This is a genomic window from Bacillus australimaris, assembly GCF_001307105.1.
Taxonomy (GTDB): Bacteria; Bacillota; Bacilli; order Bacillales; family Bacillaceae; genus Bacillus; species Bacillus australimaris.
Genome location: NZ_LGYN01000023.1, coordinates 23573 through 36795 on the forward strand (window position 1 = coordinate 23573; position 13223 = coordinate 36795).

16 protein-coding genes are annotated in these 13223 nt (G+C 40.9%); 10 read left to right on the top strand and 6 right to left on the bottom strand.

Translation table 11 applies throughout. The features are described from left to right. Positions 1–23: 23 nt before the first annotated feature. Entirely contained in the window at positions 24–623 is a 600-nt protein-coding gene (locus AKG37_RS09465) for an undecaprenyl-diphosphatase (protein WP_060698580.1), read from the top strand. A gap of 37 nt (positions 624–660) precedes the next feature. Here the strand turns inward: AKG37_RS09465 and AKG37_RS09470 are convergent, their stop codons facing one another. Beyond that, the gene (locus tag AKG37_RS09470) at positions 661–2049 is read right to left on the bottom strand and encodes an MFS transporter (RefSeq protein ID WP_060698581.1); all 1389 of its coding nucleotides are present in this window, start codon (positions 2047–2049) and stop codon (positions 661–663) included. 246 nt (positions 2050–2295) lie between these two features. On the opposite strand from AKG37_RS09470, the gene AKG37_RS09475 reads away from it, so the two are divergent. The 5 genes from AKG37_RS09475 to AKG37_RS09495 all read left to right on the top strand — a co-directional run bounded on the left by AKG37_RS09475 (position 2296) and on the right by AKG37_RS09495 (position 6346). Further along, positions 2296–3108 (top strand): transporter substrate-binding domain-containing protein, encoded by an 813-nt coding sequence (locus tag AKG37_RS09475; RefSeq protein WP_239686113.1) that lies wholly within the window; start codon positions 2296–2298, stop codon positions 3106–3108. 42 nt (positions 3109–3150) lie between these two features. Beyond that, positions 3151–3828, top strand: coding sequence for an amino acid ABC transporter permease (locus AKG37_RS09480; RefSeq protein WP_078061001.1), 678 nt, complete (start codon positions 3151–3153; stop codon positions 3826–3828). Between the two features lie 10 nt (positions 3829–3838). After that, positions 3839–4579 (top strand): amino acid ABC transporter ATP-binding protein, encoded by a 741-nt coding sequence (locus AKG37_RS09485; protein ID WP_060698584.1) that lies wholly within the window; start codon positions 3839–3841, stop codon positions 4577–4579. Between the two features lie 192 nt (positions 4580–4771). After that, positions 4772–5980, top strand: coding sequence for an ammonium transporter (locus AKG37_RS09490; RefSeq protein WP_060698585.1), 1209 nt, complete (start codon positions 4772–4774; stop codon positions 5978–5980). An 18-nt stretch (positions 5981–5998) separates the two neighbouring features. Next, positions 5999–6346: a P-II family nitrogen regulator gene (locus AKG37_RS09495; RefSeq protein ID WP_007497589.1), complete on the top strand. Its 348-nt coding sequence runs from the start codon at positions 5999–6001 to the stop codon at positions 6344–6346. Between the two features lie 85 nt (positions 6347–6431). On the opposite strand, the gene AKG37_RS09500 is transcribed toward AKG37_RS09495, so the two are convergent. Further along, positions 6432–7328 carry a stage II sporulation protein SpoIIQ gene (locus AKG37_RS09500; protein ID WP_060698586.1) on the bottom strand — a complete coding sequence of 299 codons (897 nt, stop codon included), beginning with the start codon at positions 7326–7328 and terminating at the stop codon, positions 6432–6434. Positions 7329–7443: 115 nt separating this feature from the next. Between AKG37_RS09500 and AKG37_RS09505 the strand changes: the two genes are divergently transcribed. Then, positions 7444–7953, top strand: a complete 510-nt coding sequence (locus AKG37_RS09505; protein WP_060698587.1) for a GNAT family N-acetyltransferase — start codon at positions 7444–7446, stop codon at positions 7951–7953. Positions 7954–7985: 32 nt separating this feature from the next. On the opposite strand, the gene AKG37_RS09510 is transcribed toward AKG37_RS09505, so the two are convergent. From AKG37_RS09510 to AKG37_RS09520, 3 genes are read right to left on the bottom strand one after another with little or no spacing between them, the layout of a single operon-like run. Continuing rightward, positions 7986–8516 (bottom strand): TlpA family protein disulfide reductase, encoded by a 531-nt coding sequence (locus AKG37_RS09510; RefSeq protein ID WP_060698588.1) that lies wholly within the window; start codon positions 8514–8516, stop codon positions 7986–7988. Beyond that, positions 8513–9070: a MauE/DoxX family redox-associated membrane protein gene (locus AKG37_RS09515; RefSeq protein ID WP_060698589.1), complete on the bottom strand. Its 558-nt coding sequence runs from the start codon at positions 9068–9070 to the stop codon at positions 8513–8515. Before AKG37_RS09515 ends, AKG37_RS09510 begins: the two co-directional genes overlap by 4 nt. A 1-nt stretch (position 9071) precedes the next feature. Further along, positions 9072–10871, bottom strand: coding sequence for an ABC transporter ATP-binding protein (locus AKG37_RS09520; protein ID WP_060698590.1), 1800 nt, complete (start codon positions 10869–10871; stop codon positions 9072–9074). Between the two features lie 99 nt (positions 10872–10970). Between AKG37_RS09520 and AKG37_RS09525 the strand changes: the two genes are divergently transcribed. Continuing rightward, the gene (locus tag AKG37_RS09525; protein WP_060698591.1) at positions 10971–11480 is read left to right on the top strand and encodes a hypothetical protein; all 510 of its coding nucleotides are present in this window, start codon (positions 10971–10973) and stop codon (positions 11478–11480) included. A 46-nt stretch (positions 11481–11526) separates the two neighbouring features. On the opposite strand, the gene AKG37_RS09530 is transcribed toward AKG37_RS09525, so the two are convergent. Further along, on the bottom strand, positions 11527–11922 hold the full coding sequence (locus tag AKG37_RS09530) for a hypothetical protein (RefSeq protein WP_060698592.1): 396 nt from the start codon (positions 11920–11922) through the stop codon (positions 11527–11529). Between the two features lie 525 nt (positions 11923–12447). Between AKG37_RS09530 and AKG37_RS09535 the strand changes: the two genes are divergently transcribed. Together AKG37_RS09535 and rpmG are read left to right on the top strand one after the other, a co-directional pair. Next, complete coding sequence (locus AKG37_RS09535) at positions 12448–12870, top strand: hypothetical protein (RefSeq protein WP_060698593.1); 423 nt, start codon at positions 12448–12450, stop codon at positions 12868–12870. Between the two features lie 141 nt (positions 12871–13011). Then, complete coding sequence (rpmG, locus tag AKG37_RS09540; RefSeq protein WP_003214771.1) at positions 13012–13161, top strand: 50S ribosomal protein L33; 150 nt, start codon at positions 13012–13014, stop codon at positions 13159–13161. Positions 13162–13223: the final 62 nt, after the last annotated feature.

Sequence of the window (13223 nt, forward strand, 5' to 3'; positions counted from 1 at the left end):
TAAGCGAAAGTATAGGTGATGTTTTGAATTACGAATTATTTAAAGTCATACACGGGATGGCTCACCATTCTGAGTTTTTAGATCAGGCCATGATATTCATTACGAAAAAGGCCCTTCTTGTGTATGCCCTTGTCTTATTGATTTGCTGGTTTTTAGGAAATCACAAATTTAAGAAGCATGTCTTCTTTTCCGGTGTAACAGGCATTGTAGCACTTATCGTCAACTTTGCCATTACATTGTTTCATTATGAAGAGCGGCCGTTTGTGGCGCATAAAGTCGACACACTCATCCCGCACTCGGCAGACGCTTCCTTTCCGAGTGACCATACAACAGGTGCACTGGCTCTTTCATTAGCCATTAGATCTCGTAATAAAAAGCTCGGCAACATCTTGCTCGTCTTTGGATTACTCACAGGATTCTCCCGCATCTGGGTCGGTCACCATTATCCATTCGATGTCTTAGGCAGCTTGGTCGTCTCGATTGTGGTTGTCTTTATCATGAATAAATTATGGAAGTTTTTTGACTCTCCAATTGATCGCATCGTGACATTTTACGAGACCATTGTAGGGAAGATTTTTAGAAGGAAGACAAAGGATCAAGGCTCTGACCTGTCCAACTCTTAAGCGGCTTGCGATAACGTGATGAAGATTCTTCTTCCACCTATCGCACCGCTTTTTTTATTGGCTGTCTCCCTCTGACCATACTTGAAAAATAAAGACTAACACCAATACCGATAAGAGAAATGATGATCAATGTCCATCCTAACTGCGCAAAATGAGAGCCAGCAATTTCATCCCCAAACAACATGCCCAGCACGGCAGACGACAAAATAGAACCAAGGTATCGGCATGTTTGAAAAAGTCCAGAGGTCGTGCCAATCATTTGCTGAGGACTTGCCTTGAGCATCGCAGCTTGAAGCGCGACATTCCCAATCCCATAACTGAGCCCAAGCAGCGCGAGAATAACCCCTTTCCCCCATAACGGCGAAGAAATGAAAAAGAAAGTCATCGCAGACGCTCCAGCCAGCATCAATACTGCACTCGCTAACACTGGATGGCGTTCATCCCCGCGATCCACCCACTTTCCTGTCAGCGGAGACACAATGATACTCACCCCTGACATACACAACATAAAGAGACCCGTCATCTCCACACGCCAGCCCAATTCATCCTGGAAATAACTCGGCAAACCAAAAAAGAGACAATAGAAAAATATATTTAAGATGATAAATTGCACATACACAAGTGACAGCCGCTGCTCCTGTCTGAACATCCGTATTTGAATAAACGGCTCATCTACCTGATACTCCCACCAGATAAAAGCGCCTGCGCTCAGGAGACAAAGAATGCCTTGTACATATTGAATACCGTCACCAAGTGATAATAAAAAGGAGAGCAGAAGAACAATACAAACGGTAAAAAGAAGCATTCCTGGCAAATCGATCTTTCGCACAATTTCGCCTATACGCAGCTTTCTCTTTTTCTGCTTCTTCGGAAACAAAGATAGCCCAAGAAAGAAACTGATGAAAATAAAAGGCAGATTCACTAAAAAGATAGCCGGCCAGCCGCCGATGGTCATCAGAAATCCTCCTAGCGTCGGTCCAAGCGCCGTCATTGCTGAAGCAAAAATGGATAACACCGCTAACGCCGAAGCCTGTCTTTCTTGAATATGATCCCGAATAAGACCGACACCAGAAGGATAAATGGCACTGCTACCGATCGCCTGTAACAGACGGATCATAATCAAAACGGCAAACGTCGGGGCAAACGGCGCACAGATGGCTGAGACCGCTACAAGAACGAGCCCGAATAAAAACAACGTTCTCCGGCTCATCACATGATCCCCGATCCGGCCGCTCACCGGCTGCGTCACAGCACTGGCTAAATAAAAAGAAGAAATAAGCCAAGATACGGTCGTAAACGACAAACCGAATTCATGCTGAATTTGATGCAAGGCCAAAGAAATCATCGATGAATTCAGTGGATTCAACATCGTCCCAAAGGCAATAGCGGTTAAAAAAACTTTTCGGTTGTCTTTCCACTTATTCATACACTACTCCTCTTTCTGGCATGTTCTTTACCCATTCTTCCGTTATTATGAGATTCATTTCCCTTTTTTACCCTTATCAATTCGAGTTCTCTCTCAGGAAATGAAGACATACATTTTAAAAAGGGCGAGTGTTGGAAAAACACATATAAAATTGAGAATATGAGGTATTAATGGTAATATTCACTTCATATTTTAAAAGCCTACTTTCTCTTTACAGGGAGTACGGCTGAAAAGGAGGAGAAGCTTATTTCTAAAAAAAGACGGTTTTGGATCCCAGCCCTTTTCTCAGTTGCAGTATTACTTCTGTCTTCGTGCGGTTCAAATGAAACAAATGGGAACGGAGATAAACGTAATTCTACAGCGAAAGGGTCGCCAATTTTGGAGGATGGAAAATTTATTTTTGCAGCATCAGGTGAATTTCATCCATTTAGTTATATGGATGGAAATCAGATGTCCGGCTTTGATATCGACGTAGGCAATGCGATTAGTGACAAACTAGGCCTCGAACCTATACAGAAAAAATATAAATTCGCAGGCATCGTCGAAGGCCTGAAAGCAGGTAAATTTGATGCAGCAGTTGCAAGCCATACCATCAATGAGGAACGAAAAAAACACGTCCTTTTTTCTAAGCCCTATTACTACTCCGGTCCGCAAATTTTCACAAGACCAGGAGCAGACATTCAACATGCTGATGACTTAAAAGACAAAGAAATTGCTGTATCAAAAGGATCGTCCTACGCTGATATCGCAAAGGAACATAGCGGGCAAGAACCAAAATATTACGATAGTGATGTCGTCGCTTTAGAAGCACTAGCCAATGGGAAACACGATGCAGTCGTGACAGATTTCGCCACAGGCGCAGAAGCCATGAAGAAAAAATTAAAAATCGAAGCGCAGGAAAGACTTGGACAAAGTGAGCAGGCAATCGCTGTATCAAAAGATAATGAACAACTCATAAAAGAGATCAACGACGCCATTGATGCACTGAGAAAAGACGGAACATTAAAACAAATGAGTGAAAAGTACTTTAACGAAGACATCACTGTCAAACAAGATTAAAACCACGATTGTGCGCCCTTTTCATAGGCGCACTTTCTTCAAATGGAGATGATTGATTTGCCTACCCTGTCACACTTTTTTCAGACACTGATTGATTCTAGAGGCGTTTTCATAGAAGGGATGCTGCTCACTTTACAGCTGACCGTCATCAGCATCTTCATCGGTATGTTCATCGGGCTCTTCTTTGCTTTACTGAAAATTTCCCACGTTGCCGTTTTTGGTTATATCGCCAATGGTTATATCTTTCTTGTACGTGGAACACCACTTATTGTTCAAATTTTCATCCTCTATTTCGGACTCACGGAATTAAATATACCGGACTTCTGGGCTGCCTCCATTGCACTCGCCTTTCATAACGGCGCCTATATAGCTGAAATATTCAGAGGCGCTATCCAATCCATCGATCAGGGACAAAAAGAGGCAGGACGCTCTCTTGGCATGGGACGCTTTTTAACCATGAGGCGGATCATTTTCCCGCAAGCGATGCGGCGCGCCCTCCCCCCTCTTGGCAACCAGTTCATTATCGGCTTAAAAGACTCATCACTCGCCGCCTTCATCAGCGTCAACGAACTATTTAACGTCGCCACCACTCAAGGCTCTAACAGCTTTGACAATATGACGTATTTACTTGTTGTAGCCGTCTATTACCTAGTTCTTGTCCTGCTGTTAACATTTGCTGTTCAAACCTTTGAGAAAAAACTATCAGCCAGTGACCAATAGGAGGAGAAGCATGACAGAATCTAAGGAAATCATTCGTGTTGAAAAACTCAATAAACACTTCGGAGAGCTGCATGTTTTAAAGGATATCGATCTCACCGTTTATGAAAATGATGTCGTTGTCTTGATTGGGGCAAGCGGCTCTGGGAAAAGCACTTTGCTCCGCTGTATGAATTTTTTAGAAATAAAGACTGATGGAGAAATAGCCATTGAAGGCATTCCAGTTCATCCAAAGCGTGATCAATTAAACAAAATGAGACAAAAAATAGGAATGGTGTTTCAGCATTTTAATCTCTTCCCGCACAAAACCGTGCTTGAAAATATCATTGAAGCACCTGTCATGGTGAAAAAAACAAAAAAAGCACATGCCATCGCTGAAGCCAGCACTTTGTTAGAAAAAGTTGGACTTGCGGATAAAGCCTACGTGTATCCTTCTAAACTATCAGGCGGCCAAAAACAGCGTGTGGCCATTGCGAGAGCCCTCGCCATGAAGCCTGATGTCATGTTATTTGACGAACCTACGTCTGCCCTCGATCCAGAGCTTGTAGGAGAGGTGCTGCAAACGATGAAAAGTCTCGCAAAAGAAGGCATGACTATGGTCATTGTCACACATGAAATGGGCTTTGCGAAAGAAGTCGCCGATCGTGTCGTCTATATGCATGAAGGCCGCATCGTCGAAGAAGGCGTCCCATCGGAATTGTTTGATTCTCCTCAAGAGGAACGAACAAAACTCTTTCTCAGCTCCATTTTATAGGTCAAACGCCCTTTGTTTTTAGTGTTTAGCTTACGTTTTTGCTCATTTTTTACGAACTTTTCATCCATTTATATTGAACTTAACCAAAAACCATGTCAGATAAACTTACATGTATATGTTATATATGACTTTTCTCTCTATAATGAAGAATTAAGAAATCAATTAATTCTGAATGATTCGGGGGAATGCAGCATGCAAATGGGTGATACAGTATTTATGTTCTTCTGCACACTACTCGTGTGGTTAATGACACCGGGTTTAGCCTTATTCTACGGAGGACTCGTGAGAAGTAAAAACGTGTTGAGCACGACCATGCACAGTTTAACATCACTAGCGATCGTTTCAATCGTATGGATCGTGTTCGGCTATTCCTTGGCTTTTGCGCCAGGAAATGCATGGATTGGTGGATTAGACTGGATTGGACTAAAAGGCGTGGGCTTTGAGCCTGGTTCCTATAGTGATACCATTCCACATTCATTGTTCATGATGTTCCAAATGACCTTTGCCGTCTTAACAACAGCCATCATCTCAGGAGCCTTTGCTGAACGGATTCGCTACTCAGCAGTTGTCGTATTTACACTCCTTTGGGTCACATTTGTATACGCTCCAGTCGCACACTGGGTATGGGGCGGCGGTTGGATTGGCGAGATGGGTGCGCTTGACTTCGCAGGCGGAAACGTGGTTCACATCTCATCCGGTGTTGCTGGTCTCGTCGTTGCGATTGTGCTCGGCAAGCGTAAAGAAGCAGCAAGCTCTTCTCCACATAACTTGATCTACACTCTTCTTGGCGGAGCCGTCATCTGGTTTGGCTGGTTTGGTTTTAACGTGGGAAGTGCTCTTACATTAGACAGTGTGGCCATGTTTGCCTTTATCAACACCAATACAGCTGCTGCTGCAGGAATCATCGGCTGGCTGTTAGTAGAGTGGATGATCAACAAAAAACCGACAATGCTCGGCGCAATTTCTGGAGCCATCGCAGGTCTTGTCGCCATTACACCAGCCGCAGGCTTTGTCACACCGTTTGCTTCTATTATAATAGGATTCATAGGCGGGATCGTCTGTTTCTGGGGAGTCTTTTCACTCAAAGCCAAATTTGGCTATGATGATGCACTAGACGCATTCGGCCTTCACGGAATTGGCGGGACTTGGGGCGGAATTGCAACAGGACTTTTCGCAACAACATCTGTCAATGACGGCGGAGCCAACGGCTTATTTTACGGAGATCCTAGCTTACTTTGGAAGCAAGTGGTCGCCATAGCTGCCACTTACGCTTTTGTTGCCGTTGTAACATACGTGATCATTAAAGTGGTCAATCTCTTCTTCAAAATTCGTGCAACCGAAGAAGAAGAATCAGTGGGTCTTGATTTAACCATGCACGGCGAAAAAGCTTATCAAGATTAAAGAAAAAGGGGTGTCTCTATGAGCAAAATGTATAAAGTGGAGATTGTCACACGTCCAGCTAATTTTGAAACATTAAAGGTAGAGCTTGGAAAGATTGGTGTCACCTCGATTACCTTTTCTAATGTACACGGCTGCGGCTTACAAAAGGGACATACAGAGCTATACCGCGGGGTCAAAAAGGAAAGCAACGTGTACGAACGATTAAAGATTGAAATCGTCCTAAGCAAAGTACCTGTCGAACAGGTCGTGGAAACAGCTCAAAAGGTACTACGTACAGGCGAACCAGGGGATGGGAAAATTTTTATATATGAAATAGAGAATACAATCAACATTCGGACAGGTGAAGAAGGACCTGCCGCCCTATAGTTCATCCTCCGCCAAGTGGCGGAGGATCTTTTTAAGCAGAAAAAAACCTCTGCATATTCACATACACAGAGGATCTTGTCAGACATTAAGATTGTTTGGTTTCTTCTAACTGGCTGCTGTCTTTAGAGGAATCAGAAGATTTTTCTTGATCAGAGGATTTCCCCTTCTCATCAGACTTTTCTTCAGATTTTTCTCCAGCAGGCTCCTTGGCCTTATCTTCAGCAGCAGGTTCCTTCGTTTTTTCATCAGCCTTAGGCTGAGCAGGTTCTTTTGCTTGTTCCGTTACTTCTTGCGCTGCTTTTTCAATCGTAGAAACAGGCTTGTCAATGAAGCTAAGTGGATTAAGCGCTAAACCTTCCATACGAATTTCAAAATGCACATGGTTGCCGCTTTCAGCACCATAAAGATTTTTCCCAGAAGCACCAATGACATCATTCTGCTTCACTTCATCGCCTTCTTTGACACTCACTTGTGACAACGATTGATAAACAGTCGATAGTCCACCTTCATGTTCAATTTCAACGACGTGACCGAGAACTGGATCTTTTTTCGCTTGAACCACTGTTCCACTAAGAGCAGCTGTGACATCAAACACTTTGCCATCTTTATCTGCAAGATCAATACCTTTGCTCAAGGTATAGGTGTTATTATAGTTTACAAGTGCTGCTTCTTTTTCTTTTTGATCAGCATCTGCTTCATAGAACTTTTTCACGACAGAAACATTCTCAGAATTCTGGACCGGCATTGCAACATTTTCAATTGGCTTTCCAACTTCAACGGCATCATCACGCTGTTCTTGCCCTGTTTGATTTCCATCAGATAGTTGGTCTTTCACATCTTTTGATACAGCTTGATACCAAAGAACGGCTGTTAACACGACCGCTGCGCTGACCAAGTAAATAGCAGGGAATACCCAGCGCTTACGGAAAAATTGCTGAACTTTTGTGATTTTGGAAGTACGTTTCTTTTCTTCCTCTCTCATTTTTCATCACCTCAGCAACATTCTGAACACTTTTCAAAAAATATATACACATGAAATTATTTTTCTTTTTATTTTGCGCAATCGCATCAATAATATGTATGATAAATGAAAAAAGATGGGGGACTTAATTGTGAAAACTTTCAACCGTGTAGCAACAGAAGATGACCTCAAAGCGATCGTTGATATCTACAATTCAACCATTGCTTCAAGAGAAGTGACCGCTGATACAGAACCAGTTTCTGTCGAAGACCGCCGGCAATGGTTTTTGAACCATTCAGAGAAAAGACCTCTCTATGTGAAAACAGATGAGGATGGACATATTTACGGCTGGCTCAGCTTTGAAACGTTTTACGGAAGACCTGCATACAACGGAACCGTTGAAATGAGTATTTATTTGAACCAAGATGATCGAGGAAAAGGCTTAGGATCACTTTTCTTACAAGAAGCCATTGAGCTGGCACCCTCATTAGGCATTCGAACATTACTTGCCTTTATTTTCGGGCACAACGAAGCAAGCATTCGACTATTTAAAAAGCATGGCTTTGAGACATGGGGTCACCTGCCTCGCATCGCAGAAATGGACGGCAGCAGGTACGATTTAGATATTCTAGGAAAAGAATTATAAAACGAGCGTCTCTTCGGCAAAGAGACGCTTTTTTATGAAGCATGTAACAGTTGTTCAAACTGTTTCGCATTTTGAAGAGACTTTCTTTGCAGAATGATCCCTTGCTCATCAATAAGAATTGCTTGCGGAACAACAGTTACACCATACAGCTCCATGATTTGCGAAGAGCGAGTATACACAGCCTGGGACGGCAGCAACTCAAGGAGTGGCGTATCATCCGCTTGTTCGTCTCCATTGATAAAAATGAATCGAGTATCATTGTTAGAGATTTGCTGCTGCATTTCAGCCAATATGCTTTTGCACGTCATACAAGTAGTGTTCACAAATAACAGCATCACGGCGCTCCCGCTTTGAAAATATTCCTTTAAGATGACCTTATTCCCTAAATGAGTATAGCTTCGAAATAGCGGCGCCGGATCACCAACATCTGCTTCCTTTAATTCAATCCCATCAAGGGTTTTAATTTTATTCATAAATTTCCCGATAAAACGGGCAAGCAAAAACACCACAGCCAGCTGAGCAATGACAATAAATAGTACAATAATTAATAGAATATCTGTCATTTCACTTGGTCTCCTTCTATAAATGATTCAAATTGATTGATCCACTTTCTTTTGAACAACATGACCTCTTGACCCACAGCTATAATGAAACAGACAGCCACAGCAATTAGCAAACAAATGACATTCATTTGCCATGGAATGCTTTCTACATAGGGGTGTACATAAAACAATCCGCTCACAAAAGCCAGCATCAACACATTACGAATTACAATCCCCCAGTGAAGGCGTTCATTTTCAAGCAACCCACCACAGCCGCATGAAATATCACGATGCCCTCTCAATAAATTGAACGCCACTGCTCCGGTATAGATACATAAAAGTGCTGTGAGACCAATTGCAGGTACGAGAGACATATGCCATATGAACAAAAAAACAGTACAAACCAATTCAACGGTTAAAAACAAATAAAACATTGGTGCTGTGAAAGAAGGAGGCAGCAGCCGGTAAGCATTCATCTGCTGTATATGCGCTGTTTGTTTTTTCACTTTATCAAGCCATGTACCCGCAAAAATAATACCTAGTAAATAGACACCTATGAAATAAAAGACACTCACCTTACGCCATCTCCTTTTGTTGAAATAATTGAGATTGTGCCTCGTAAAGCCTTTTGTACTCTCCATTTAGCACCATCAGCTCATCATGGTTCCCCTCTTCAACAAAAGCACCGTCTTTCATTACAATAATACGGTCTGCTAAACGAGCTGCTCCCATTCGATGCGTGATAAACAAGACACCTTGATCCTGTGTGTGATCGAATAGCTTTCGAATGAGTGAAATCTCCGATATTGGATCAAGAGCAGAAGTAGGTTCATCTAAAATGATAAAATCACTCTCTCTAAAAAAGGTTCTCGCCATCGCAAGCTTTTGCCATTGTCCTCCAGACAGTTCATGACCTTCTTCAAAAAATCGCCCAAGCTGTGCATCATACATTTCTTCCATTTGTTGAATTTTTTTCTCTATGCCTGCTTGCCGGGCAGCTGATATCATGCGCTCTTCCTCATCAATTTGATCAATACAGCCAAACCCGATGTTTTCTTTCACAGTGAACTCGTACTTCATATAATCTTGAAAAAGAACCGCCATTCTCGCATGATAAGACTTTTTATGAATGGTAGACATGGACTCACCATTGACTTTTTGCGTATTCGGCTGATCTGGATTATATAAACCGGTCAAACATTTGATTAAGGTCGTTTTACCTGATCCGTTATCCCCCACCAATGCAATGCGTTCACCTTTATTCATATGAAAATGTATATGTTCTATGGCAGGCGTTTTCATATTTGGGTAAGTAAAAGAGAGATTATCAAGTGTAATGGATTGAATACGCTCAATCTTTCGAAGCGATGCCCCCTCTTCTGGATGCTCATGAATTTCTTCTTTTCTCTTTTGAAAAGCTCTCATTTCATCAACATAAAGACTCGTTTCATATAAACTAGAACATTCCCTCGTTAAGTCCTGAAAACCACTTTGAATATTTTGCACTGCTTGCAGCACAGCAACAAACGTCCCGGCTGCTAATTTTTTTTGGAAAATAAGAAAGACAATAAAAAGACCGCAGCATATATAGGCAAATGTCATAAGCAATCCGCCCGCCATCTCCCAGCGAACTTGCCGCTTAAGCAGTTTATATTTTTCATCTGCACTTTTTACATAATGACCTTTCCACTTTTGAAGAAGATAATTCCCTATTCCATATAAACGAATTTCCTTCAATGAGTCTCGTTGTGCAACAAGATCGGACACATACATTTCTCTTCGGTCATTGGCAGTTAACATGCGGTTTAATTGATAACGTGCTCCTCCAAAGAAAAGCTCAATCCACAAGACAGGCAGGGTAAACATGATCAGAATGACCGCCAAGCCCCAATGGATACCGATCATATAAATGAGAAGTGATACAACAGTAATCAATGCGCTCATGATTGTAAAAATACTTCTAACCATACTCAGAACATGCTGATGACTGTTCATCACACGTTGACTTTCATTGTAAAAAGAAGGGTGTTCAAACGTAATAAACGGCAGCCTGATTGCTTTTTGAAGCAATTCACCCTTCAAATGCAAACCAATTACATTTGTCGCTTTCTGCTGGCTAAGCTGAAGAATGAATTGAAGCCCATATCCTAAAACCACAATGACCATTTGCAGACCGAATAACCACAAGACCTTTTGAATGTCTCCAGAAGAAGTCATAAATAAAATAATTTCATTAATCAAGGTTTGAATGATCCAGACACTAGCTAAAGGCATAAAACCAACGATCACTTGGATCAACAAAGTTAAAAGAAGATAGGATCGACTCTTTTTCCAAGTATAGGAGATTGCATATAAACAATGGTTCACTGTACTCATCAAACGCTCCACCTTACACCATTTAGTATAATTGACATATTTTTGATATTTATATTATGATAGCTTTGCGTAAACTTCACTCTGAGAGGACGATATACGATGAATTCAATATTACTTTTACAACTCACTCTTATTCTTTGCAGCCTATTATTGACGATCGGAATGATCATCTATTTAAAACACCAGATGGAACTGATCATCCTGCCGATCCAGTATGCTGGACAAAAACTTATGCATCCACTTCTTGAAAAACCATCACCTATCCAAATGAGTGAATTACTGCACACCAAAAGTAAGCAGGAACTGCTTATTTTCACTGATACAGCATGTCCGCACTGCATCCCATCACTTGAACAATTCCTAGAAATGAAAAAGCAGCGCAACTTAAACGTTTCATTTAGTATTCTGCTAAAGAATGGGCAAAAAGAGGATCAAGAATTATATCGTGATAGCCAAACCAACATGCGAATTATCCCAGTGGATGAACAAATGATAGACAAATTCCAAATTGAAGAGTTTCCGTATTACATCATGGTAGAAGAAGATGAAACCATCTCATATGCGGCACCTTTTCCCGATGGTCTTTATTCAAGAATTCCTGCAAAATAAAGATAAATGAGGCATGTGAAGAATATCAAACACACGCCTCATTTTTTTATTGTGGATCTGGCTGAACATCCTGTTCTTTTTCCCCTGCAGCAACTTCGGACGCTTCACTTGAAGCCTGTTCTTCAGCTTGTTCAAACTCACTGCGAGCCTCATTTGAAATGTCTACTTGGTCACCATGCTGATTCACAGTAATGGACGAAGAAGACGCCTCTTTTTGAATCTCTCTCTCTAGTTCCTTTAATTTAGAAACATGAAGCTCTAAATCTTTTCCTTGCTGAACTAAAGTCAGTTGTTGAAATAATGCCTTTCTCTCTTCTGGAGAATGGTCGCCTTGAACAATTTGAGCAGCCTGGGTTAAAAAAGAATTTGATGTTTGACCCACTTGACGACTATTTGACGTCTGCATAGCATTTGTTAAAAATGAAATTGAAGATATGCTCATGCGTTCACATCCTATTAAATAAGATCCTTAGATTTAGCAGCCACATCTAACGCGTTCTTGGCTAGTACAAATCTCACCTGTGTCACGATCCACGTAGTAACGGAAAGTACCAACACCTTGAAGGAAACAAGTAGGTGCTGATTTACATGAAGTGACTAATCTTTGCAAAATACATCTTGCAGCTGCAGGTTGAACATTGGTCATTTTGTTTAAAAAACGATCTAACATATGAATTCCACCTTCCAATTTTTATGGTAATACAACACAATAATAACCAATTACAAGACAACTAACAACATATTTTGATAAATTTACTAATTATTTTTAACTATTGATCTTATTTATGACATAATTTGTCGATTAAAACCATAGTAAATGTTACTTTTTTCTTATTTGAAAATAATTTTTTTATCCTTAAATAGTGAAGTGAAGATAGAAACATTTTAAATATCTAACATTCACTCTTCCTAAAGCACTACTTACTCAAGTATGATAAAGAGTGAATACATAAAGGAGTGAACACCATTGCAACAGACTGAGAAAATCATTCAATCTCTTCATTCAATTGTAAAGTGGGGAAAGGTTGGTAGTATCTTTCTCTATATTTCAGGCGGATTCGCTATTCTTATTGGTTTTTGGCTTGTTCTTCCTGCTGCCCTTGGCGTCTTCCTCATTATGATGGGAATCCATGTACAAAAATCTGTAAAAGCAGCTGAACAACTGATTCAAGCACCAGATACCCCTTATGAAGACTTATTAGAGCAATATGCTAAGATGATGAAAATGCAGACACTGTTTGCCATATCAAGTATTGCCGCAGTCATTCTCTCATTCATCGCTATCGTTTTGATGCTTATACTAGGCGGGTTAGCCATCCTCCAAGAGATTCCTTATGATGTCCAGCAATACGAAGGTGAATACGAACAAGAACTCGGTGATTTTTATTAACTGGAGAGGGGTATCAAATGTTCGATACCCCTTTTGTTTTATCATTTGACTTTGATCATCCTGCTAAACTTGACATTCAGTCTCGATCATTTTAAAATACAAATCGTAACTATTACGAATTAAAGGAGGATTATAATACTTATGCGCGTGAAAATTACTTTAGCCTGTACTGAAACAGGTGACAGAAACTATATCACAACAAAAAATAAAAGAACGAATCCCGATCGATTGGAGTTAAAAAAATATTCTCCTAGATTAAAGAAATATACCCTTCATAGAGAAACAAAATAAATTTTTTGTGTTTTAAATCGTAATCATTACATTTTAAGTGAGGCGGAAAACAAAATGATCGT